The organism is Alteromonas sp. BMJM2, assembly GCF_027257845.1.
In the GTDB taxonomy this organism is placed as follows: domain Bacteria; phylum Pseudomonadota; class Gammaproteobacteria; order Enterobacterales; family Alteromonadaceae; genus Alteromonas.
This window is the reverse complement of sequence record NZ_JAPVOT010000008.1, coordinates 188,797-212,444: the sequence shown is the minus strand read 5'-3', so window position 1 is coordinate 212,444 and position 23,648 is coordinate 188,797. Positions and strand designations below refer to the sequence as shown.

Genomic DNA, 23,648 nt, shown 5'->3' with positions numbered 1-23,648 from the left:
GATCGATTCCACAATAGTACGGATGTGTATTAGTATAAAAGTTCATTGAGTTTTCTCCCTTGGTTTGGTCGCCTATTAGGATAAACTTAGTTTATGCTGATAGGGAGGAGGCTCAATGATTATCAAAACGCTATTGGCACTCACTTCGTTCGCTGGGACGCAAACACGGGGCCGCTTCGCGATTATAGCCCCGTGCCTGCGCCCCAAAGCTTAAAGTTAGGCTTCAAAAGGATGTTTTGTGAAAACCTCAAGAGTTTTATTTTTTGTTGCCTGCTTTTTTTCACAAACCAGTTATTCAGATGATTTGCTAAATAAAGTTAATGCTGATGTTAGGGTTATAAAAGCAATCAACCTACCACCTCATGGTTCAGGTAAAATTGAAATATCTACAGATAATGACCTATGGGTTGGTTTTAACTTTGAATTTCCGCAAGCAATGGTTGTAAGCTTTAAAGAAAATTACATACTTGAAATTAAAGATAAAAATAGCTATGCCAGTGTTTCTACAGGGCCTACAGACAATGGAGCAAGTACTATTTTTAAAGAGAAAGATGGTCAATTAGCATTCACCTATAAAAATAATACAAATTTAGAATACAAAGTTATATTCTGGGTTCGCAGTATTTAAAGCCATACAAACAATTATGGCACTCGCTGTCGCTCGCTGGGATGCAAACACGTGCGCGGCTTCGCGATTATTGCACACGTATTTGCGCCCCATATTTGGAAGTTAGCTGCCAAAATGTGAATCAAGCTTATCTAGAAGCTCTAAACCTTTCTTTTTGTTTCCAGTAGCAGCAATAGCCTTAAATCTTACCTCAGTATCAAATTCAGCTATCGCTTGTGTAGACAACTCTTCTATCAATTTGTTTAAGCTCAACTTTTTATGCGCTGCCAAAGCCTTCAAGCGATTATGCTTATCGTCTGGTAAACGTATGGTTAAAGTGGACATATTAAACTCCTCTCAAATAATCTTCGGGCGCTAACACTTTCAAACCATCAAATTGTAATTCCGCATTTCGCAGGTCTTTTAGATTATTCGTAATGATGCTCTCGGCATTTCCTGCTACCGCAAGTTCAATAAGAAAGTTATCGCCTTCATCTTTTAAATTTGGCCGCCACAAATAATGTACTTGCTACCTTCTTAAGTTCAAAAGAATAACAGGCATAAAACAAAGAGCCAACCCAAGCGCAATGATTTAAATTTTATCGTGTATGCATGCTAAAGCTAGCAAGCAAATTCAACACTGTTAGTTGACGTACAAAGTAACGAGCTGCGTAGTCGCTGATAAGGTAACCAAATAATCTTTGTTTAAAAACCATACCTTTATCTCGTCAACTAGAAATTTAATTTGACGGGAGCCCACGATTAAAAATAAAATACTGTATATAAGTACAGTATTTGTGGTTTTTATGAAAGTTATACCTATCAAAGCACAAGCGGGATTAGTGGGGTTCGAAAGCCCAGCAGCAGAATACATAGAGATGGAGCTGAGCCTCGATGAGTTGCTCATCGATAAACCCTCCGCCACATGGATTGGAGTTGCTCAAGGTACGTCAATGGAATTAGACGGTATCTTTGATGGTGATGTGCTGATCATTTCACGTGCTGAGCAGGTCAAACACATGTCTATCATCGTTGCGGTGCTTAATGGCGTATTTTGCTGTAAACGACTAGACATGGAGCGTCGTGCACTACTCTCTGCACAATCCGATGCATTACCTTACTTCATACAAGAAGGTGATGACTTTTCCCTTGAGGGGGTAGTCACTCGTTCAGTGAGAATTCATGTGCCGCTTAACAAGAAGGTAGGGGCCTAGTGTTTTTTTTATGCGATGCGTCGGGGTTTTATTCATCAGCAGAAAAAGTGATGCGCCCAGACCTGCGTAAAAAACCAGTGATCACCCTTAGCAACAATGATGGCTGTGTGGTTGCAGTATGCCCGTTAGCGAAACGATTAGGCATCAAGAAATTTGTGCCTTATTTTCAGGTGAAAGACGTTGTTGAAAAATACGGGGTAACGGTAACCAGTTCAAACTACGAACTTTATCATTCTCTTAGCACCAAAATGATGGACACCATCGGCCAATTCGCCGATGACATCTACGTGTATTCCATAGACGAAGTGTTTGCGCGCTTTAATACCACGCTGTCTCACGAAAGCTGGATGGCGCTAGGTCGTGAAATCAGACAAACCGTATGGAAGGAGGTGAGATTACCCGTAGGGGCAGGGGGAGGACTAACGCCTACGTTAGCCAAAGCCGCCAGTCATGCTGGTAAACGGCTGCCTGGATATAATGGTGTTGCAGTTATACACAGTGAGCAGGAGCGTGTAGATATTCTGCGGCAAATGCATGTTACTGACGCGTGGGGGGTAGGTCGCCGCTTAGGACAAAAGCTTAGAGCCCTTGGCATTAACAACGCGCTTCAGCTGTCTCAGCAGTCACCGGCGCGAATAAGAAAGCAATTTTCAATTTTACTGGAAAATACGGTTAGAGAATTAAACGGTGAGCTTCGTATACACTGGGATGATGTGAGGCCTGATAAACAACAGATTTACAGCACCCGTACTTTTGGTTCACGAGTGACAACTAAAGCAGAATTACACAAGGCGATTACAGGGCATTGCGAGAGCGCAATGCGTAAACTGCGTCGGCAACGGGGGCTAACAAAAGCGATTACGTTTTTTGCATCTAACTCGCCCCATGATGACGCCCGCTATTATCGAAAGTCGGTATATCATCAGTTTGCGGTACCCACCATGGATACCCGTACAGTGGCTAATGCCATTCCCACCGTTATAGACAAAATTTATAAACCAGGTATTTGTTTTTATCGCTGTGGCGTGGGGCTAGTAGAGATTTTACCCGCTGCTAATTATCAAGCTGATCTTTTTGCTAAAAACAACGATAACGCTACATTAATGAACGTGCTTGACGCGGTAAATGATAGGTACGGCAAAAGCACCCTTAAAATCGCATCGAGGGGGTTTACTAAAACCCATGAAATGAAACGTCAGTTTATTACTCAACGAGCAACTACGCGGTGGAGTGATATACCTACCATTAAGTGCTGAAGTACAACCTATCGAGAACATGACAAGTTTGTTGAACGTTTGCATTTAAAGGTGTTAGTTAATATCTACACATCAAATAAGAATATTTACGATGGGATAAAAACTCACTCACGTTTAAACTTCCTGCTTCATTCACAACGTTACGATGTTGGTTTTATTGACTATATTCGCTAACGTAACCTGGGCTATTTCACTCAGCGCTTCAGCGGTAAAGAAGCCTTGGTGGCCTGTAATCAGTACATTTGGAAACGTAGTTAGCCGCTGAAAGTTGTCGTCTTGAATAATATCTTGTGAGTGGTCGGTAAAGAACAGTTCTGATTCCCGCTCGTATACGTCTAACCCTAAGTAGCCAATTTTCTTACTTTTAAGCCCATCTATTATCGCTTTGTCATCTACAAGCCCGCCTCTAGAAGTATTAATCAGCATCACGCCATCTTGCATTTTATGAAGCGATTCGCTGTTTATCATGTGATGGCTGCTTTCGTTTAGCGGGCAGTGCAAAGATACAATTATACTCTCAGCAAAGAGGGTTTCTAAATCTACATATTGTGCACCTAAGTCCATCGCGTCATGGTTTTTATTAGGATCATAACAAAGAATACGACAGCCAAAGCCACTCAAAATCCGAATGACCGAACAACCAATTTTGCCCGTACCGACCACGCCTACCGTTTTGTTATGTAGTGTAAAACCCATAAGGCCACTTAGCGCAAAGTTACCTTCTCTCACTCGATTGTAGGCTTTGTGTGTTTGTCGGTTTAAGGTAAGGATTAAAGCAATAGTGTGCTCGGCAACGGTTTCTGGGCTGTAAGCAGGTACTCTGCTTACCTGAATCCCATGTTCATGGGCTGCGTTAATATCTACATTGTTAAAACCAGCACAGCGCAACGCAATATGTTTTACGTTGCAGTGTGCTAATGCTTTCACCGTTGCAGCGCTAATATCATCATTTACAAACGCAATGACTACGTTATAGCCTTCGCATAAACGTGCTGTAGATGCGGTTAGCCTGTGACTTAAGTAAGTAATAGCAACGGAGTCAGCATAAGGGGGCTCGGCGCTATTTATCGCTTTCTCAAATACTGCTTTGTCGTAGTCTTGTGTGCTGAAACACGCTACGTTAAGTCTCTCTTTATTTTCCATACCGTTTCCTTAAAACTGTTCTTTGGAGCTAGTTTTAACCGAACCCACATGACGGTTTAAACGACATACCTTAGCACTACTTTTTACGGCTAGGCGCAGGTTAAGGAAGTAATTTAACGATATCGTTCTCAATATCTTCAGGCTTCATCGTTGGTGCGTAACGCTTTACAACATCGCCTTTGTCAGTGACTAAAAACTTAGTGAAATTCCATTTGATGCGTTTAGTGCCAAGTAACCCGGGGGCATCATTCTTTAGTTCGGTAAAAAGTGGGCTCTCATTCGCGCCATTAACCTCAATTTTTTTAAATAATGGAAAAGACACGCCAAAATTCATTTCGCAAAATTGCGCAATATCACTATCGTTGCCTGGCTCTTGATGACCAAACTGATCGCAGGGAAAACCCAGTACTTCAAAGCCTCTGTCTTTATATTTTGAATACAGTAACTCAAGGCCTTTGTACTGAGGGGTGAAACCGCATTTGCTGGCGGTATTAACGATAAGCAGTGTTTTCCCCTTATACTGCTCAAGAGCAATATTTTCGCCGCTATTACTTGCTACAGTGTGCTGATAAATAGTCAATTTCTTTCCTTTATATTTTTGTTAGTGTGAATTCTGATATTCTATTCGCCAAAGGAGCTTAGCTTCTACTGTAAACAACAAGAGAGTATTTTGCATGTCAGATTTAAAAGTAAGCTTTCTAGGACTGGGTGTGATGGGATTTCCTATGGCCGGGCACCTGGCCAATGCAGGCTACAAGGTCACCGTTTACAACCGCACAGCATCGAAGGCAGAGCAGTGGCTAGCAACTTACCCGGGCACAGCGTGCACGAGTGCCATAGTGAAAACACCTGAAGAAGCCGCAGAAGGTGCAGATATTGTGTTTATGTGCGTGGGCGATGACAACGATGTTAGAGATATAGGAACTCGTGCGCTTAGCAGAATGAAGCCAGATGCAGTTTTGGTTGATCACACTACCGCTTCTGCAGATATTGCTAGAGAGCTTGATGCTGCATGCCGAAAACAAAACGTACACTTTTTAGATGCACCAGTGTCAGGCGGACAGGCAGGCGCTGAAAATGGACAGTTGACGATTATGGTGGGTGGGGAAGAGGCAAGTTTTCATCGTATTCAGCCAGTGATAAATTCCTATGCCCGTCACAGTCAGCTTCTGGGTAAGTGCGGTAGTGGTCAACTTGCCAAAATGATGAATCAAATTTGTATAGCAGGAATCGTTCAGGGGCTATCTGAAGCGTTACATTTTGGCCATAAAGCCGGTCTTGATTGTAATGCGGTTATTGATGTTATTAGCAAAGGCGCCGCGCAATCGTGGCAAATGGAAAACCGTGCTAGCACGATGTTGTCCAATACTTACGACTTTGGTTTTGCCGTTGACTGGATGCGCAAAGATTTAGGCATAGCGTTGGATGAGGCAAAACGAAATGGATCGACCCTCGCGCTTACTGCCTTGGTCGATCAATATTATGCAGATGTGCAAAAGTTGGGTGGTAGCCGTTGGGATACATCTAGCTTGTTAACCCGTTTAAAATAGGTCAATAAAGGGGAATATATCGGTGCCTATGTAAGCTACAGGCTCACTCATTATTTGCATTCACCACCACGGTGAGCTGCGCCAAACGCGCTGTGTTCGACTCGCTAAGTGAAAGCTCAGAGACAGTGTCCAGTAACTTATAAATATCAAAGCGCCGATAGACAGCGGTATCGGCTTCAACCATGCATTGGAGAAGGTTGAGGCCGAACGCAGCCGTAGTTGGCGAAAGTTGAAATGCGTCATAAAAGTGCTTCATCGCCTGCGCGTATAAACCTTCGATAAAAAGTTGCGTGCCGGTATCGTTTATTGCTACCGCGTGCTCATGATTAAGACCTAATCGCTCTCCTCCAGAAAAGATAGACTCTTCGTTCATTACCTGCTCAGAAATGCCCTGAATGTCGCTATTCTTTTGTTTAGCCATTAGCAACAATTCGCCGGCTCGACGCTCATCTCCCAAACTGTGATGCACTTTCGCCGCAATAACTAACATAGAAGGGGCGGTTCGTAGATGATTATCCATGTAGTCAGGCTCAAGAAAGTAAGCCGCTTTCTCTAAATCTCCGTCGAGTACTGACGAAAAAGCGAGAAGATAATCCCGCTTTTGCAACATTTGAGCGTCGGCTTGGTTTCGACCGGCAATGCCAACAAGCTTACGAGCCTGAGACAAACTCTCTTGTCGATTACTCTGCGGTGCATCTTCGGCAAGTAGTAGATAAAACTCTGCTAATTCAAACGTGAAGTCATTAAACCTATCTTTAGCTGACCTATGCAACGCCCGTTTCTTTTGCAAAAGGTCGATAGCTTCCACCACCTTATCTTGCTTTTGAAACGCAAGGCTTTTGAGTTTGGCCGCAGGTAAACTCAATTCACTAAATTTGATTTGCTCTAGGTACTTTTCAACATCTTCGTAAGAGTGCTGCTCAAAGGAAAGAGAGGCAAGCCACTCAAATGCTTCATCTCTGGCTAAACTGGAGTTCACCATAGCGCTGAGTTGGTCTTTGCAATCAGGCCATTGCCCAGCTGCGTATTGGCATTTTATTTTTCCCCACTGTGCCCACAGCACTTTATCTGAGCGGCTCAAAATATCTTCGTAAATGCTGAGCGCACGCTGTACTTCGCCATTATTAAACAACAAGCGAGCATAGAGTTTGCGAATATCCGACACCAAGCGAGGGGGGATGCCTTCTTGAATTTTACTTCTTATTACGCCAATGGCTCTTTCAAGCTGTTTGTTGTCGAGAGCCTGCAATACGTTTTTTATGAAGTCACGATAATAGAGGTAGTGTTTTAATTGGCGAGAAAGCGATGCGATAGTGTAAGGCTTTATCATTAGTACATCAGGCTGCAAATCCATTATTCGGCCGATGACCTGTGGTGAGCGGTCTGATGTAAGAAAAATAACGCCGGTACTGGGCTTGATGAAGTCAGCTTCCTTTAAACTTTGCAGCCACTCAACGCCAGTCTTTCCTTCGCCAAGGTGATAATCCATGATGAGCAATTCAAAGTTTTGTTTTCGCAAGGCGGCCTTGAGCTCTACCCCTGAGGTGTAGCTGCTGACCGATAAATTAGCGATAGACATAATGTGGCCGCGCAGTGCTGTACGCGCGGTAGCATTGTCTTCAACAATAGCTGCTCGTAATTCCACAAAAACCAAGGTTAATAATAACTCTGTGGATAGCTTACCAGCGAAGGCTCGAAACTGCACGTAACAATCAAAACCTCAGTAGCTACATTCGCCATAATTGAAGATAGACACAGTTAGGAGCGTATTAGCTGCTATACGTTCTGTTAATAACTTGACTAGTTTGACTGCAAAGCCACACGCAGATAAAAAACACAGCTATCTCCAGATCTAGGAGGGCGGAGGGCTTTGCAAAATCGTATTTTTCAAGGTCAGCATACAAAATTCAGTACTTCCGTCACATTTTATTTACGTCATAGCAATGATAATTTAATTAATGTTTTACCTTTACGTTTACGTAAGGGGTAGCTTTTAGTTATCGTGTTAATACAGTGTAAAGTCACAATAATGAAAGGCAACCCACATGAACTTTGAATTAAATGATGATCAATTGGCGTTTGAAGAGACTGCGCGTCAGTTTGCACAACAAGAATTAGCTCCACATGCTGCCATGTGGGACCAAGAGCATCACTTTCCAGTCGACGCCATTAAAAAAGCCGGCGAGCTTGGTTTTTGCGGTCTATATACCCCTGAAGAGGCCGGCGGTTTAGGGCTTTCACGTTTAGATGCCTCTATTATTTTTGAGCAACTATCAATGGGCTGTACCACTACTACTGCCATGCTTACTATACACAATATGGCTACATGGATGATTGCGCTATGGGGCAGTGACGAGGTTAAAGCCCAATGGTGTGAGGAGTTAGTCACAGGCGAAAAGCTAGCGTCGTACTGTTTAACCGAGCCTGGCGCTGGTTCTGATGCCGCATCACTGAAAACCAAAGCCACAAAAACAGACGATGGTTATGTGCTTAATGGTTCTAAAGTATTTATTTCAGGCGCTGGTAGTACCGACGTACTGGTTGTCATGGCGCGAACGGGTGGAGACGGCCCCTCAGGCGTATCCGCTTTTGCCGTACCGGCAGATAGCGACGGTATAATTTACGGAAAAGCCGAAGAAAAAATGGGCTGGAATGCTCAGCCAACACGAATGATTACCTTTGATAACGTAAAACTCCAAGACGCGTGGCGACTTGGCGACGAAGGTGAAGGGTTTAAAATGGCCATGCAGGGGCTAGACGGTGGTCGTATTAACATAGCAACTTGCTCAGTAGGTACCGCGCAACAGGCCCTGAATGTAGCAAGAGACTATATGAACGAACGAGAACAGTTCGGCAAAGCAATAGCGGGCTTCCAAGCATTACAATTTAAATTAGCAGATATGGCGACAGAGCTTGTTGCAGCTCGCCAAATGGTGCGTATGGCGGCATGCAAGCTTGATAATAACGACGTGGATAAAACCACCTATTGTGCAATGGCGAAACGATTTGCTACTGACGTTGGCTTTAGTGTGTGTAATGATGCACTGCAGCTTCACGGTGGTTATGGGTATATTAAAGAGTATCCACTAGAGAGGCATTTCCGTGACGTGCGAGTGCATCAAATTCTAGAGGGCACGAATGAAATCATGCGCGTTATTATTGGTAGACGTTTGTTAGCAGATGAACGCAGCATTCTCTAGTCTCTAGTCAAAAATTTAAAAATCAAGTTAAGGAAGTCGCAATATGGATTCGGTTGTTATCAAAGAAGAACTTTCGGCAAAAAATGGAAGCCATGTTATTGGTCGGCTAACGCTGAACAAACCAAAGGCATTGAATGCGCTTGATTTAGACATGGCAACCATAATGCTAGATGCATTATTGGAGTGGCAAAGCAGAGATGATGTTGTCGCTGTTGTTATTGATGCAGCAGGTGATAAAGCTTTTTGCGCGGGTGGCGATATTGTGTCTATGTATCGCTCTATGGTGGAAGCCGAAGGCGTTGTTCCTGAATTTTTAGAAACGTTCTTTAAAACAGAATACACACTTGATTACACCATCCACAACTATGACAAACCTATCATAGTGTGGGGGGCTGGCATCGTGATGGGCGGTGGAATGGGGCTGCTAAGCGGCGCGAGCCACCGCGTAGTTACTGAAACATCGCGTCTTGCTATGCCAGAGATAAGTATTGGCCTATACCCCGACGTAGGGGGCAGCTACTTTCTACCTAGATTACCTGGCAAAACTGGTCTGTTTTTAGGGCTAACTGGTGGGCAGATGAACGGCGCTGACGCACGTTTCGTTGGACTAGGTGACGTGCTGGTGGCTTCAACTGAAAAAGACACAATGGTTGATAGCCTATTACAGCACTCATGGCAGCCAAACGATTTAGCGGGTCAGGTGTCTCACGTGCTTAGTTCGTTGAAACAGCCTGATGAGCTACCTCAAGGTAATATAGAAAAACACCGCGACCTTATAGACTCGCTTTGCCAAGGTAACAGTGCAGAAGACGTGGTCAACGCTATATTGCATTGCGATATGCAGGGCGATAAATGGCTAAGCCGTGCTCAATCAACGTTGCAAAAAGGTTCGCCCATTACAATGCACTTGGTGTATGAGCAGTGTCGTCGTGGTGCATCTATGACCCTCGCTGAGTGTTTCCAAATGGAGGTCAATATGTCATGCCGCTGTGGAGAAAGTGGCGAGTTTCAGGAGGGTGTACGCGCCTTGTTGATAGATAAGGATATGTCACCTAAATGGAAATATGCATCTGTAGACAAAGTGCCCGCAGAGGTTGTTGAGCATTTTTTTAGTTCACCATGGACAGAGAAAACTCATCCTTTAGCGGCTTTAGGAAAATAAAGAGCTGCAGTTTCATAGTCACGCGACTTTAGGCTAATTAGGTGTGAAGTTCACTGACAGTAAACATGCGATTGCTGTCAGTGCATTCAATTTGATAAACTTATTCTTATCGCAACCGACCTTAAGACCTCCGCTATGTGGCTATGCCCACTTTGTAAAACATCTGTCTCGCTAAACGAAACCCCAATTCGCTGCATTAATAACCATAGCTTTGATAAAGCGAAAGCGGGTTACGTGAACTTATTACCCGTTCAGTTTAAAAAGTCAAAAATGCCGGGCGATGACAAAGCAATGGTGAGGGCAAGAAGAGAATTCCATCAGCGAAACGCTTACAAACCGTTAAAAGACAAAATGTGTGAGCTGATCAGTAATCACTTAAACCCCCAAATAAAAGAGCGTGGACGAGTAAGAATTTACGATGCGGGGTGCGGAGAAGGCAGTTATTTGAATGCTGTTGTGGATGGCCTAAGCGAGAAGGACCTACAAAACCAAGGTGTAGGCGAGCAGGGTTCAGAAAAACAAGTCATAAAAGTTACTGGGGCTGGCAGCGACATTTCAAAAATAGCCGTAGAGCTGGCTGCCAAGGCATATAAACAACACACATTCGTTGTCGCCAGCAGTTTTGACCTTCCTTTAAGGCCAAACAGCCAAGATGTGGTGCTTCAAGTATTTGCGCCCGGCAGCAACGACGAATACCAACGCATACTTGCACCACAGCATGGGTTACTGATCACCGTAGATCCGGCACAAGACCATTTGTACGAAATAAAGCAGCACGTTTATGATACTCCCGAGAAACATCAGCTTGATGTTAGTGAGCGTGAAGGGTTCTCTTTGGTAACGCGAGAAACACTACGCTTTGAAATATCCCTTTCAAACAATGATCATGCATTGTCGTTAGTAAAAATGACGCCGTTTTACTGGAAGCTACCGCAAGACAGCATTATGAAGATGGTAAATGGGTTGACTAATGTCACCGCCCATTTTCACATTCAAGTGTGGGAAAAATGCGAATGAGCAAACCCACCGTTTTGAACACTGATGAAGCAAAAGAGCAAGTGGGAGAGCATGCAGACTCAAGTCAAAATGTTCAAACACCATTGAAGATGAATAATAGCATTAACACGAGTGGACTTCGGCAGCACAAAGCGTTGTTTCTAGACCGAGACGGCGTGATAAACGTCGACCATGGATATGTGGGGCATTACGACGACTTTGAGTATGTGAATGGAATTTTTGATGTGGTAAGAATGTATGCTTCAGTACATTACAAAATTGTTATTGTCACTAACCAAAGCGGTATCGCAAGGGGACGCTACACTGAGTCCGACTTTCATGTGCTAATGGATAAGGTAAAAGAAGATTTTGCTGATAACGGTGTTAGCGAGGTAGCCGTATATTATTGTCCTCACCACATTGAGGGAAGCGTAGCAAAATATGCAATTGATTGTGCATGCAGAAAACCCAAGCCAGGAATGTTATTGCAGGCATCGCAAGAGCTTGGCATAGCGCTCAATGATAGTGTGCTTATTGGTGATAGCTGGAGAGATATTGAGGCAGCGCACGCAGCGGGGCTTAAAAAGAGCGTCTTTCTTTCAGAAAAAGCCATACCAGCAGGCTCTACTATTGAGGGAGTTCGTAAAATTCAATATTTACAACAGCTTACTGAAATAGAGTAGGTGCGTTAAGCACCAATAAAAAGCGGGCTAACGGTTACGTATAACCATTAGCCCGCTTTTTTATTGGTTCTTTGAAGCGGCGTGTCTTGCTTAATTTTGTGTAGAAAAGCGAGACAGGTGCTTTATCGCTTGGCTAAGCAAATCTACATTTAATGCATCATTGCTACGCTTACCCGTGGCCATTTCTGTGATTTCATAACTACCATTACTCAATACATCTGTGCGTTTTCCTGCATGGAACACAACAATGCGCTCACCTGATGTACTGACTAACCAAGGTCGTGTTGGCGAAAGTAAGCTTTGCCCTGTTGAATAAAAAGTACTAGGCGCATTGCACCCTAGTGCATTTAAAATGGTGGGGGCTAAGTCTTCAGTGCTTGCAACTTTGGCACTTAGAGGCAAGTTGCTATACAGCACGCCTTTACCGTCAGCACTTTCAAAGCCAGTCGCAACGATAACATCGTGTTGGCTTTGTCTCGCTTTCTCAATGTAATTCTCAATATCAGCACCGTTCATGAAGGCAATATGCAGGCCGTCATGTTCGTTTGACTGCGGTTGCTGGTAGCCAGTTAGTTGCGACATAGGAAGCGGGGTATCACTGTGAACCGACACCGGCATGCCAGAGCCTAACGGGAGTGCTAACATAACTGGGCGTTTTTGCGATAGCGCATCTTGATAAATTTCTGGCACACCAAATAAGGCCGTGGTCATCAAACCCTCTAAACTACTTGCTGTAGAGTAGTAATTCTCAAGCCTGTTTAGGCTAAGGGATTTGCTTAAATCATTTATCGCTTCATTGTCAGTTTGCACTACCACAGTAAGGTTTTTGCTCGTGTTTACAGAGCAATAAACCGGTTGCGCTGGATAGGTTGTGCTGTGAAACTCGGGATTAAACTGCAGCTGTTTGCGCTCTTCATAGGCGGCAAGGTCTAATAGCCCATAGCGCGACATGGTGGTTTTTGCAGTGGCTGGATAAGAGAGTGGAAACATATTGTCTTGTTTGATGATAGGTTGATATAGCTTTGCATCAGCCCACACATGAACCGCGTGACTTGTAACAAAACAGGCTACAAAGAAAGTAGTAACCGGCACGCCTATTTTATACTTTGTAAAACGCTCAACGCGTTTGTAAATGGCATTTGCTAATACTAATTGAAAACTAAGCCACACAATAAAGAGCAAAAACAAGAATCCCCACTGCTGCCAATTCTCTATCGCTATTTGAGATTGGGCCTCGCTGCGAAGCAAGTCTGCCGCATGAAAACTAATGTGAAAGCCCGTGCGATTGAACAGCAGGGCGTCAAATGCTAGCAAGGCAAGGCCTACGGCGGCAATAACAGACGCACTGGCTTTAATAACTCGGGAATTACTCACGAGATAACACAAAGGGAGTATAAAAATGACAAAGCCGAAAAAGGTCATAAAGCTAATATGACCAAACCAGTTTGCCAGCAAAAATATCGTTCCCACACCAGTGCCGGGCATTGGAGAGGAAAAGACGAATATAGATGCGATTACAATAGCAATGATTATATTGGCTAGGGCAAACCAATGCCCCCAGTTCACTAGCTTTGTAACACGCTGGCGGCGAGGAGATTCGGCAAGTATCATAGAACTACCTTATTACGCTTTGACACTTTTCTTCAACACGTCGGCAAACTGAGAGGCCATCGCTTCGCGGCTTTCTGGCTTAACTTGCGTATTCAAGATATGGGTAATGACATTGCCTAACACCATAAGTGAAAGATCGCGATTTGCACCACTTTCTTCAAGTGTTAGTATTACCTTGTTCATCAGTGCTTCGAATTCGTCGTTGCTGTAACGGCTGTTTTGGGGCATTGCTACGCCTCTTTTTTATGTTTTCTTTGATAAAAAGAATGGTTTTACTCGTAAAATGATTATAATCGTTGTTTGAGTGAGTACAATCATTCATTCTAAAAACCCACAATTCTTTGGGCATTTCATACACTTTTTAAGCAACAGGACACCCGATCAATTATGAGTGCACTGATTCACCACTTTGTTGTTCATCGTTTAATCGTTAACAAAGAAGAAAAAATTGAAGCTATCCCTCGCGATAAATGTTTAGCGGTTACCCCAGAAATAGAGTCACTCGCCCATCAAATTAATCACAGCTTTAACGCTAAACCTGGCAAGGGGGTTGGCCATTTTGTTTCAGAAGTGCCTAGCATCGCCGATACTAACGATAGCGACAAAGACAGCTCACAAGAGAGTGCAGTACAAAATGTATCCGGTTTCGCTGAGGGCTTAAAAAATTACCTGAGTGTACACAAAGCAGGAGGTGACAATGTAGAGGACGCATTTCATGACTTTTCTGTTGATGCTACTCATCGCCTTGTGAAAACGCTCGCAGACACAGGTACGGTTGAAACTGGCTTTTTAATATTTTGCCAGTATGAGTATCTATCTACCCAGTTTCTTATGATTGCGTTACTCAATACGCGCTCACACGTTGAGGTGACTAATTCACTCGACTTATCAGCAAGAGAGCATCTTGATTTAGCGAGAATGCAGCTCGCAGTGCGTTTCGATTTAACGCAGTGGGATATTCAGCCTGAGCAACAGCGTTACGTGAGCTTTATTAAAGGGCGAATGGGCCGTAAGGTATCAGACTTTTTTATGCAGTTTGTAGGCTGTGAAGAACTTGTTGATGTAAAACAGCAAAATAAGCAGCTTATTTCCTCGGTTGATGCTTACCTGGCCAGCGAATCGCTTGATCCTCAGGAACAGCACCAACATCGAGAGCAAGTGAAATCCTATTTCAAAGAGCAAATTGATGCTGGCGAAAGTTTGTCAGTAGATGAAATAGCGAACCGCTTGCCTTCGAATGAAGAAACGAAAAACAATTTTGCCGCGTTTACCGACTCACTGGAAGTACCGCTGGAAAAAGAAATACAGCCCGACCCTGCTGCGCTTAAACAGCTGGCGAAATTTACAGGCCAAGGCGGTGGCGTGTCGGTGAGCTTCGAGCGCAAACTGATGGGGGATAGAGTATTTTATGACCCTGCCACCGATACGCTAACTATCCGCGGTATTCCACCGAATTTAAAAGATCAGCTCAATCGACAGTCCTCAATGGACTAATGACTGCGCTCAAGTGATAAAAAAAGTATACTAGCAACAGAAAATAAACTCGATTAAAGGGTGTTATGCAATTATTTGTAAATGATCTGACAGTAATGGACTTTTCATACCTGTGTCCGAAGCGCGGAATGGTAGGGGAAAGTTGGATTGTCGATGTAGTATTGGACGGCGAACTGAACGAAGAGAGCATGGTCCAAGATTTTGGACACGTGAAGAAAAACCTCAAGCGATTGATTGACGAATATGTCGATCACAAACTTCTCGTGCCCGCAGAATATAGTGGGTCAGAGGTTATTCACGATGAAGACAGCGAGCAAGTTGAAGTGCGTTTTACCCGTGAGAACGGCGAGAAAATCATGCTTTATTGCCCGGCTGAAGCCTATGCCATTTTATATTCCGATGTGATCACTATGGACTCGGTAGGGGTTTATCTTAAAGAGGTGCTTGCCACGCATCTTCCCGAGAATGTAGATAATTTGACATTGAATCTACGAACGGAAGTAATAAGTTCACCGTTTTATCACTATACCCATGGTCTCAAAAAGCACGATGGCAATTGTCAGCGCATAGCACATGGCCATCGTTCGCGTATCGACATCTATCTTGATGGCAAGATATGTGAAGAAAGCCAAACCTATTGGGCAAAACGTTGGGAAGATATTTACGTTGCCACTCGCGAAGATGAAATTCACTACGATGACAGAAAGTTATCAGGCTCTGTTGACGTACCTGATGACTATTTGTGTTTTGGCTATGAGTCTTCGCAAGGATACTTCGAGCTACTTATTGCTAAAGCAGTGTGTGAAGTGATTGAGACAGATTCCACGGTAGAGTGTCTAGCGCAGTATTTGTTAGTGGAACAAAAGAAAAGAACGCCAAGCGGCGAATGCAGAGTGGTTGCGTACGAAGGCGTTGGCAAAGGCGCATTAGTTTCTGGGTAACGCGTAACCAATAAGTTTGGATGCAGGCTAAGCGTCTGTATCCTAGCTACCTTGTTATAGCGTCGATATCGTAGTAAATAGAACTTAGCAACTGCCCTTGGACACTGGTGCATGCGAATGCCCACAGGAGTGCTAAAAATGGGTTAGGCTGAATAATGATTTTTACTCGGCTTGTTGATTTGTCGTAAAGACATGGCCTACTTACTATTATTAGAGTCTCCGCAAAACACACATTTTTGTTGGTAAAGGATTTCGACCTCATGAAGTTTTCACTGAATACTAGAAATAGCACCACACACTTCACCTCTGTGCTAGCTGCATTTGTTATCGGGAGCTTTTCTATAAACGCTTATGCTGCAAAAGTGTATTCCACTGGCGCTTTTTCAGATAGCTCACTCCCAAGCAGTAAAATGGATACCAAGCACAGCGATGACAAGCAACCATCACCACTCGTGTTAAACGGAGTATTTACACAAGGTGCGTTGTTACGCGGTGAAGTACCTAAAAATGCAACTGTGACCCTAAATGATTCGGCTGTGTCCACAAATCGTGATGGAAAGTTTGTTATTGGTTTCGATCGAACTGCACCCCTTGAACATACCCTTACAGTAACGCTTGCTGATGGTAGCGAAACAGTGCGTCACATTACGTTAGAAAAGCGTGAATACAACATTCAGCGCATTGACGGTTTAGAACAAAAGATGGTAACGCCGCCGGCATCGGTCACTCAGCGTATTAAGCAAGACAATATAAACGTGGCAAAAGCGAGAAGCACTAACAGCGATTTAGATGCGCTGTTTACTCGTTTTACATGGCCCGCTAAAGGCCCCATTACTGGCGTATACGGCAGCCAGCGGGTGTTGAACGGCGTGCCTAAGTGGCCACACTACGGCGTAGATGTGGGTGCTCCGACAGGTACGCCTGTCTATGCCCCCGTGGATGGCATTGTCACTATGGCAGAGGATTTATATTATTCAGGCAATACTCTTATTCTCGACCATGGGATGCGGGTGTTCTCTACCTTTCTTCATTTAAACAGTATGACCGTTAATGTTGGGGATAGGGTTAAAAAAGGCGAGCAAATAGGTACCATCGGTGAAACGGGGCGGGCCACCGGCCCACACTTAGACTGGCGTATCAACCTTGGTAAAATGCGCTTAGATCCGCAAACTATTGTAACAGGCACTCCGCAATAGCCGAACAGTCGGTGGAGTAAGGCGATGCATAAACGCATCGCCTTATATTATCTATTTAACCCCAAGCCATTGATTAAATGCGTCTGCGTCATTTATCTCAAAAAACGCCATATCTTTTCTTGCTTCCATAATAGGTAAGGTCAGGTTTAACAATTGGCCGTCTCGAATTACGCTGACTTCTGCTGTTGACTCTAACGTTGTATCTAAAATACGTTGTAACTTGCCTTGAGAAACCACATGCCCATTTATAGCGATAATATTATCGTTAAGTAATATCCCTGCGCGCATGGCGGCAAGCCCCTCAAATACTTGAGCAACAGTCAGTCCCAATGGGGCTGGTTTAAGTGTCGCGCCAAGCTGTCGTTTCATTGGCGCTTTTATTGATAAGCCGCCTTTATCTTCGCTAGATACCTTTGCCCGAGTGCGAAGTGCAACACCAATTCGTTGGACTAATGCGTCTAATTCAACATCGTCTGTATGGTATACAACGCTATTTAAATAATCTGATACATCAATATCAAAGTGCGCTTTACATAACGTCTGTATGACATTATCCGGTGTTCCGCTTTCATCTTTGCCGTACTGCTGCCATAAAACGCGCATGACATCGTCGAGGCAAACCCTATCGTCTGATTGCTCTCGCAATAGCAAATCGAGCCCTAACGCGATAATACCGCCCTTGGTGTAATAGCTAACAATATTGTTAGTGGCACTGGCGTCTTGCTTGTAAAACTTTGTCCATGCATCAAAACTACTTTCAGCCGCACTTTGCTTAAATCGTCCTGCGTTTTGCAAAAGCCTGCTTATATTTTGAGCAACAATGTCGAGGTACTTTTGCGCTGGTATTGTGCCAGCACGAGCAAGGGCGACGTCGTCATAGAAACTTGTAAACCCTTCGTATATCCACAGTTGATTAGTATAGCTTTCTTTGGATAAATCCGGTTTTACCATCACATTAGGCTTAATGCGTTTCACGTGCCATGTGTGAAAAAACTCATGACTACAAAGACTTAAAAACGTAACGTATCCGTCTGTTTTTTCTTCGCCGTCACCAATGAGAGGAAGCTCAAAGCGAGGGTAAAGCAATGCCGTAGAATATTTGTGCTCCAAACCTCCAAAACCGTTATCGGCTAGCAGGGTCATAAACAGGTAATTTTCTACCGGGTAGGGCTTACCAAATAGCGACAGGTGATGTTGGCAAATAGGGGCTAAGTCTTTCGCAATTCTCGCATAATCAATGTTGTTGTTGCCTGAAAATAGCAGCGTGAAGTTCACGTTATCTACTTCAAACTCGTACGTATCGGCCACGCCTACATAAATGGGATGGTCGATAAACTCATCATAGTTTTTCGCTTCAAAATACCAGCCCCTAGCATTGGTGCTGGCATTGGCATCGGCGTCTATCTTACTATCTAAAGAACAGGGCTCTCGGGTTTCCATCGACGTATGCGCATTCCAGTTCGATGGAATATTATCGTCTAGTGTTATTTCAAGCTGATGCTGTGAGTGTTCAAATTCTTCAATATGTAGAAATGCACTGGTTCCATTAATAAACGCATATTCATGATTGATAAAGGCAGACCGAATAGATAAGTCATTGGCATAAATCGTATAATCGATAATGCAAGCATCACCATCAGTCTGTATTGACCACGTTTGTTTGTCTAACTTCTCAATGCTAACTGATGATTGCGTGGAGGATTCTGCTGATAGTGTATTCGCAGCTGTTTTCTTTGCAGACAGCGAAATAATGTTTTTTGCAAAATCGCGAACCATATAACTACCCGGTATCCAACTAGGTAGAGAAAGCGTTAGTGTTGAGCCACTATGAGCAGGTATTGATAGCTGAACATCAAATTGATGGGCCTGCCACTGAGATATGTTAAGTGAATAATGCAGCGTGTTATCAGACATAAAAACTCATTTTATTTACGTAGTTAAGAACTAGTGTACTATAAGTGAATACTGAAGTGAGCTTACTTAAGCATCAAACGCGCTCTACACTATCTGAAATACTGTCGAAGCCAAATGTGTTTCTAGTTAGCGATAGCGCGACCGATATTGCTTCTAACAGGATGAGAAGGGCTGAGTAGTAATCCTATGGTTGAAAGAACTGGCACTAAAACGCTAAGCGAAGAAGATTTTGAGGCGCTCAACGCGTTTCGACCAGGGGATGTTGTGGATCTTGAGATAACCATGCCTGCTGCGTCTAAACGCGTTAAAACAGAATATTTAGGCATGCATACCAACAACTGTATGTTGTTCCATATTCCTACATCATCAAAGTGGATTACGGTAAGAGATGCATTAACGGTTGATAACGTCGTTGTTGTGCGCTCGATAGTGGAAGGAAGCGCAGGGCAAGTCATTGCCTATCGGGTAAAAGTACTGAAATTGCTATCTAAACCTGCCGGAATACTTATAACTAGCTTTCCGTCACGGATACAGCGAATAGGGCTTCGTGCCTCAACTCGCTCGCTACCAGGTATTGCGGTAGATATTATCTCAGAGGTTTTTGAAGGTGATGAAAACGCGTCTGGCATTATTGTCGATTTATCAAAACACGGTTGTAAAATAGGGCTTCAAGTTAAGCCTGAATGGCCCATTTTAATTGACAATACCGAAATAACGCTTGTATATATGCTTGATAGTAAGCCTGTTGAGATTAACGCTATGGTTAAAAATCACAAATTAGACAATCGCGTGGTTTATTATGGAATCAAATTTCAATCCGGTGATGCAATGATTGGTGAGTTGCTCGCAAGACATACCTTAGTGACATAATGTTCTTCAATAGCTGAAAGTGTGTACCGTCGGCTTGATGAAGAAAGAAACAAAAACCTGACAAACGATAACTCAAATAATAAGGTGAGGAATAATGAGAAGTATTGAAAGGCTGTTGATGCAGTATGGTGAAAGCCACCAAAATAAGACCAACGTGATCATTCACGCTATCGCAGTGCCGAGTATTTATTTGGTGACCCTCGGATTACTGTGGAGCATACCCACTCCAGACGCTATTGCTCATTTTGATATTACCTGGGCGCATATTATCGCTATTCCAATTCTCTATTACTACTTCTCATTGTCTGGCCCTATTGGTGCGGCGATGACATTACTGACTATCGCGTGTTTTGGTGTGGTCAATATGTTAGCTCATTTTGATATTTCCGTTTGGAAGTTTAGTTTAGCGCTGTTTGTGGTTATGTGGGTTTTACAGTTTGTTGGTCACAAAATTGAAGGCAAGAAGCCGTCATTCTTCGAAGACCTTCGTTTTCTGCTTGTTGGGCCTGCATGGTGGTGGGTGCATTGGCTTAAACGAATGAATATCAGTTATTAAGAAGTGACTAACACTAGCGACGCAGCAAGGTAGGGCGTGTTGTCGTTTAACCATACCTCTTATTTAAGCGAGGCACTTGTTGCAGCGAAATTCCACAACAAAGGTCAAGCTGTCCGTCGCTGCGACCAGACGCACTACCAACACGACCAAGCTGCTTGGGTCAGTAGATTGTGAGCGTATAATTTGGTTATAAGCTCTATATTCGGTAATGATAAATTGGTGTTACATTGAGTCGCTTTCAGCGTGTAATAGAAAGTAACGAGCGTTTATTTTGGACTCTGCATAGTGCAGGGTGGGCAGGATTTGCGCTAATTTACTACATAGGCTCCTTTCTGCATGACGTCAGATCCATTTGGGTCTTCATCATCATGTTAAACGCATACGCAGGTTGGCTGCTAACCATTCCATTGCGATATGTGTACAGGTGGGCTCGAAAGCGTTCGCCTCTTAAAATGATCCTCATCGTTATCGCATCGTGCTACGTCGTCGCACTAGTATGGGCTGTGGTCAAAAATATTAATTACTGGGAGATATACAAGCACGGTTACCGACCAGATGAATGGTACATGTATTTTACCAACACGATAAACTCACTGATCATGGTCGGGTGTTGGAGTGGCGTATATTTTGGTATCAAAAACTTTCAGATGCTGCAAAAAGAAAAGCAGAATGCCCTGAAAGCAAGCACCATGGCTCATCAAGCCCACATCAAGATGCTGCGCTATCAATTAAACCCTCATTTCTTATTCAACACGCTTAACGCTATTTCAACGTTAATCTTATTGAAAGAAAATGATACCGCTGAGGCAATGGTTTCTAAACTCAGCAACTTTTTACGCTACTCGTTAGATAACGATCCCATCAAGCGTGTTCCGCTGGGTCAAGAAATAAAGGTACTTCGCTTATACCTTGAAATAGAAAAAGTGCGCTTCGATGACAGATTAGAAGTGGTATGGGATATCGATCCAAAATGCGAGTCTGCGTTAGTACCAAGTATGATATTGCAACCCATTATTGAAAATGCGATCAAACATGCCATCTCAAGAATGGAAAACGGCGGTCAAATTGCAGTAACTGCCCGCACCTTTGGTAACGATTTATTAATGGACGTAGCCGACAACGGCCCTGGTGCAGATATTCAAGATGGCCAGCTAAGCCGCAAGAATGGCGTGGGACTTGTGAATATAAAAGAGCGTTTACAGTCACTTTATCAACGCAATTTCGCATTTTCTATTGAGCACAATCAGCCCTCAGGCGTACGAGTTCGAATTCGTATTCCCTATGACGTAAAGGATGTATGATATGACCAAGCAAATGATTAAAACCATCGTGGTAGACGATGAGCCGCTAGCTCGCAGAGGGTTACGTGCAAGGCTTGAACGTCATAGCGATATTCAAGTGCTGGCCGAGTGCCAAAATGGTCTTGAGGCGGTAAGCAGTATTTCTCAACATCGGCCAGACCTTGTTTTTTTAGATATTCAGATGCCAGGGCTTAATGGATTTCAGGTAATTCATAAACTTCGCGAGCTCAAACAGCCTATTCCGATGATTGTTTTTGTCACTGCATACGACAGCTATGCGATTAAAGCGTTTGACGTGCATGCGTTGGATTATCTATTAAAACCAGCAGATGACGAACGACTTGGCGCAGCCCTCGATAAGGTAAGAGAATACACCAGCACGGCACACCAAGACGAACAGTCACAAAGACTAGTGAGTTTAGTTGCAGAATTAACTGGCGATGATTGTGAAGAGATTCTACGTAAGCTAGCTAATGGCGAGCCAGTAGAAACAAACCCTTATCCCGATGTGCTTGCTATTAAAGATGGCTCAGAAGTAACGCGGGTCAATGTTCAGGACATTCAGTGGATAGATGCCGCGGGTGATTACATGTGTGTCCACGCGCTTGACGGTATGCACATTATGCGCAAAACCATGAAGGAGCTGGAGCAGGAGCTGAACCCTCAGTTTTTTGTACGAGTGCATCGTTCTGCCATCGCGAATATCCGTTTTGTGAAAAAGCTCGTAAGTCACATTAGTGGCGAATACCACCTTATTCTGCAAAATGAGACAGAGTTGAAAGTTAGTAGAAGCCATCGTGATAAAGTAAAAGCTGCAATGAAAATGTAGCACAGCTTTGCGTATTAGATATTAAATGGCTTAATCAGAAAATAAGCGTTAATAAATCCTCAGCAAGCGCCTACGCGCTTGCTGGTTAGGGTATCCACCTTAGCTATACCTTTCATTCATAATCGATTTCATTAAACTTACTTGAGCCTGGTTAAGGGGCTTATTATCACTAGTGCTAGCTAGCGGCACAATGGTTGGCTCGCTGTTCACTTCCCCTACCATGATATTGCTTTTACCCGTACCAACAAGACTTATGGCATACTCGCCTAATGAAGTGGCAAGTAACCTATCGTTGCTTACTGGAGTGCCGCCTCGTTGTACATGACCAAGCGTCACTGGTCTAACGTCGGTTATTCCACTTTTATTAAGCGCTTCAGTAAGGGCCTGTAAACCATTTGGCCACACGTTTTCCGCTACAACTACAATAAAACTCACTGAGCCTCTCACGCGGCGTTGACCATGAATTTGAGTAAGAATTTTCTTTATCTCACCTTCTGGCGATTCAAAATATTCTGGCAATATTACATAATCCGCTGCTGAAGAGAGCGCGGCGTTCAATGCTAAGAAACCAGCGTGTCTCCCCATAACTTCAACTAAAAATATGCGTTCAAATGCATCGGCAGTATCTCGCACCTTATCTATTGAGTTCATAGCTGTGTCTATGGCGGTGTAGTAGCCAATGGTGGCATCTGTGCCGGCTATATCATTATCTATCGTGCCTGGGATGCCAATAATTTGGCCGTGATAATAATCAGCTAAGCGACAAGCCCCGCGAAAAGAACCATCACCGCCAATAACAAGAAGCGCATCTACGTCAGCCTCAAGTAAATTAGCCGCGGCCTTCTTCATACCTGTCTCTTCTGTAAAGGCTTTACAGCGAGCGCTGTGTAGCACGGTTCCACCTTGTTGAATAAGATTGTGCGTCGAGTCTAAGGAAAGCGAGATCGACTCCTGCTTAATGAGTCCATTGTAGCCATGAAGGTAGCCTATTAAATCGTAATTCCGCTTTTTGCAGGCAATCACAATTGCCCTAATACATGCATTCATACCCGGTGCATCACCACCCGACGTTAATACTGCGACACGTTTTGACACAATAAAGTCCTTCTCAGTAGGTTTCGTTCT

At 43.7% G+C, this 23,648-nt stretch carries 24 protein-coding genes; 15 read left to right on the top strand and 9 right to left on the bottom strand.

Translation table 11 applies throughout. The annotated features are described in order from the left end of the window. The first annotated feature begins 238 nt into the window (after positions 1-238). Positions 239-628: a hypothetical protein gene (locus O9X84_RS11190; protein ID WP_269519840.1), complete on the top strand. Its 390-nt coding sequence runs from the start codon at positions 239-241 to the stop codon at positions 626-628. Between the two features lie 102 nt (positions 629-730). Here O9X84_RS11190 and O9X84_RS11185 read toward each other — a convergent pair whose 3' ends face one another. After that, on the bottom strand, positions 731-952 hold the full coding sequence (locus tag O9X84_RS11185; RefSeq protein ID WP_269519839.1) for a toxin-antitoxin system HicB family antitoxin: 222 nt from the start codon (positions 950-952) through the stop codon (positions 731-733). Between the two features lies 1 nt (position 953). Continuing rightward, entirely contained in the window at positions 954-1,124 is a 171-nt protein-coding gene (locus O9X84_RS11180) for a hypothetical protein (RefSeq protein ID WP_269519838.1), read from the bottom strand. A 289-nt stretch (positions 1,125-1,413) separates the two neighbouring features. Between O9X84_RS11180 and O9X84_RS11175 the strand changes: the two genes are divergently transcribed. Next, the gene (locus O9X84_RS11175) at positions 1,414-1,821 is read left to right on the top strand and encodes a S24 family peptidase (RefSeq protein WP_032094265.1); all 408 of its coding nucleotides are present in this window, start codon (positions 1,414-1,416) and stop codon (positions 1,819-1,821) included. After that, a complete protein-coding gene (locus O9X84_RS11170; protein ID WP_269519837.1) occupies positions 1,821-3,077 on the top strand; it encodes a Y-family DNA polymerase in 1,257 nt (418 codons plus the stop codon). The genes O9X84_RS11175 and O9X84_RS11170 overlap by 1 nt, the downstream gene beginning before the upstream one ends. 132 nt (positions 3,078-3,209) lie before the next feature. Here O9X84_RS11170 and O9X84_RS11165 read toward each other — a convergent pair whose 3' ends face one another. Continuing rightward, positions 3,210-4,220 (bottom strand): 2-hydroxyacid dehydrogenase, encoded by a 1,011-nt coding sequence (locus O9X84_RS11165; RefSeq protein WP_269519836.1) that lies wholly within the window; start codon positions 4,218-4,220, stop codon positions 3,210-3,212. Between the two features lie 100 nt (positions 4,221-4,320). Continuing rightward, positions 4,321-4,800 carry a glutathione peroxidase gene (locus tag O9X84_RS11160; protein WP_269519835.1) on the bottom strand — a complete coding sequence of 160 codons (480 nt, stop codon included), beginning with the start codon at positions 4,798-4,800 and terminating at the stop codon, positions 4,321-4,323. Positions 4,801-4,894: 94 nt separating this feature from the next. On the opposite strand from O9X84_RS11160, the gene O9X84_RS11155 reads away from it, so the two are divergent. Further along, entirely contained in the window at positions 4,895-5,770 is an 876-nt protein-coding gene (locus tag O9X84_RS11155; RefSeq protein WP_269519834.1) for an NAD(P)-dependent oxidoreductase, read from the top strand. Positions 5,771-5,813: 43 nt separating this feature from the next. Here the strand turns inward: O9X84_RS11155 and O9X84_RS11150 are convergent, their stop codons facing one another. Next, positions 5,814-7,397, bottom strand: coding sequence for a response regulator (locus O9X84_RS11150; protein WP_332108327.1), 1,584 nt, complete (start codon positions 7,395-7,397; stop codon positions 5,814-5,816). Positions 7,398-7,815: 418 nt separating this feature from the next. Here O9X84_RS11150 and O9X84_RS11145 point away from each other — a divergent pair, with 418 nt between their 5' ends. The 4 genes from O9X84_RS11145 to O9X84_RS11130 all read left to right on the top strand — a co-directional run bounded on the left by O9X84_RS11145 (position 7,816) and on the right by O9X84_RS11130 (position 11,811). After that, positions 7,816-8,970: an acyl-CoA dehydrogenase family protein gene (locus tag O9X84_RS11145; RefSeq protein WP_269519832.1), complete on the top strand. Its 1,155-nt coding sequence runs from the start codon at positions 7,816-7,818 to the stop codon at positions 8,968-8,970. A 43-nt stretch (positions 8,971-9,013) separates the two neighbouring features. Further along, on the top strand, positions 9,014-10,132 hold the full coding sequence (locus O9X84_RS11140) for an enoyl-CoA hydratase/isomerase family protein (RefSeq protein ID WP_269519831.1): 1,119 nt from the start codon (positions 9,014-9,016) through the stop codon (positions 10,130-10,132). 135 nt (positions 10,133-10,267) lie between these two features. Next, the gene (locus tag O9X84_RS11135; protein WP_269519830.1) at positions 10,268-11,149 is read left to right on the top strand and encodes a putative RNA methyltransferase; all 882 of its coding nucleotides are present in this window, start codon (positions 10,268-10,270) and stop codon (positions 11,147-11,149) included. Beyond that, positions 11,146-11,811: a D-glycero-alpha-D-manno-heptose-1,7-bisphosphate 7-phosphatase gene (locus O9X84_RS11130; protein WP_269519829.1), complete on the top strand. Its 666-nt coding sequence runs from the start codon at positions 11,146-11,148 to the stop codon at positions 11,809-11,811. The genes O9X84_RS11135 and O9X84_RS11130 overlap by 4 nt, the downstream gene beginning before the upstream one ends. A gap of 90 nt (positions 11,812-11,901) precedes the next feature. Here the strand turns inward: O9X84_RS11130 and O9X84_RS11125 are convergent, their stop codons facing one another. Both O9X84_RS11125 and O9X84_RS11120 read right to left on the bottom strand, forming a co-directional pair. Beyond that, positions 11,902-13,422 carry a DUF3413 domain-containing protein gene (locus O9X84_RS11125; RefSeq protein WP_269519828.1) on the bottom strand — a complete coding sequence of 507 codons (1,521 nt, stop codon included), beginning with the start codon at positions 13,420-13,422 and terminating at the stop codon, positions 11,902-11,904. Between the two features lie 12 nt (positions 13,423-13,434). After that, complete coding sequence (locus O9X84_RS11120; protein WP_269519827.1) at positions 13,435-13,650, bottom strand: DUF1414 domain-containing protein; 216 nt, start codon at positions 13,648-13,650, stop codon at positions 13,435-13,437. 159 nt (positions 13,651-13,809) lie between these two features. Between O9X84_RS11120 and yejK the strand changes: the two genes are divergently transcribed. The 3 genes from yejK (at position 13,810) to O9X84_RS11105 (ending at position 17,053) form a co-directional block, all read left to right on the top strand. Continuing rightward, on the top strand, positions 13,810-14,916 hold the full coding sequence (gene yejK, locus O9X84_RS11115) for a nucleoid-associated protein YejK (RefSeq protein WP_269519826.1): 1,107 nt from the start codon (positions 13,810-13,812) through the stop codon (positions 14,914-14,916). Between the two features lie 65 nt (positions 14,917-14,981). Then, on the top strand, positions 14,982-15,857 hold the full coding sequence (locus O9X84_RS11110; RefSeq protein WP_269519825.1) for a 6-carboxytetrahydropterin synthase: 876 nt from the start codon (positions 14,982-14,984) through the stop codon (positions 15,855-15,857). A gap of 410 nt (positions 15,858-16,267) precedes the next feature. Continuing rightward, on the top strand, positions 16,268-17,053 hold the full coding sequence (locus tag O9X84_RS11105) for a M23 family metallopeptidase (protein ID WP_269519846.1): 786 nt from the start codon (positions 16,268-16,270) through the stop codon (positions 17,051-17,053). Between the two features lie 51 nt (positions 17,054-17,104). Here O9X84_RS11105 and O9X84_RS11100 read toward each other — a convergent pair whose 3' ends face one another. Next, positions 17,105-18,967, bottom strand: coding sequence for a M61 family metallopeptidase (locus O9X84_RS11100; protein ID WP_269519824.1), 1,863 nt, complete (start codon positions 18,965-18,967; stop codon positions 17,105-17,107). A 186-nt stretch (positions 18,968-19,153) separates the two neighbouring features. Between O9X84_RS11100 and O9X84_RS11095 the strand changes: the two genes are divergently transcribed. From O9X84_RS11095 to O9X84_RS11080, 4 genes are all read left to right on the top strand, one after another. Beyond that, the gene (locus tag O9X84_RS11095) at positions 19,154-19,837 is read left to right on the top strand and encodes a PilZ domain-containing protein (RefSeq protein WP_269519823.1); all 684 of its coding nucleotides are present in this window, start codon (positions 19,154-19,156) and stop codon (positions 19,835-19,837) included. A gap of 94 nt (positions 19,838-19,931) precedes the next feature. After that, positions 19,932-20,393, top strand: a complete 462-nt coding sequence (locus tag O9X84_RS11090; protein WP_269519822.1) for an Mpo1 family 2-hydroxy fatty acid dioxygenase — start codon at positions 19,932-19,934, stop codon at positions 20,391-20,393. A 227-nt stretch (positions 20,394-20,620) separates the two neighbouring features. After that, the gene (locus tag O9X84_RS11085) at positions 20,621-21,694 is read left to right on the top strand and encodes a sensor histidine kinase (RefSeq protein ID WP_269519821.1); all 1,074 of its coding nucleotides are present in this window, start codon (positions 20,621-20,623) and stop codon (positions 21,692-21,694) included. 1 nt (position 21,695) lies between these two features. Next, positions 21,696-22,523 carry a LytR/AlgR family response regulator transcription factor gene (locus tag O9X84_RS11080; RefSeq protein WP_269519820.1) on the top strand — a complete coding sequence of 276 codons (828 nt, stop codon included), beginning with the start codon at positions 21,696-21,698 and terminating at the stop codon, positions 22,521-22,523. 99 nt (positions 22,524-22,622) lie between these two features. Here O9X84_RS11080 and O9X84_RS11075 read toward each other — a convergent pair whose 3' ends face one another. Next, the gene (locus O9X84_RS11075) at positions 22,623-23,618 is read right to left on the bottom strand and encodes an ATP-dependent 6-phosphofructokinase (protein ID WP_269519819.1); all 996 of its coding nucleotides are present in this window, start codon (positions 23,616-23,618) and stop codon (positions 22,623-22,625) included. Between the last annotated feature and the right edge of the window lie 30 nt (positions 23,619-23,648).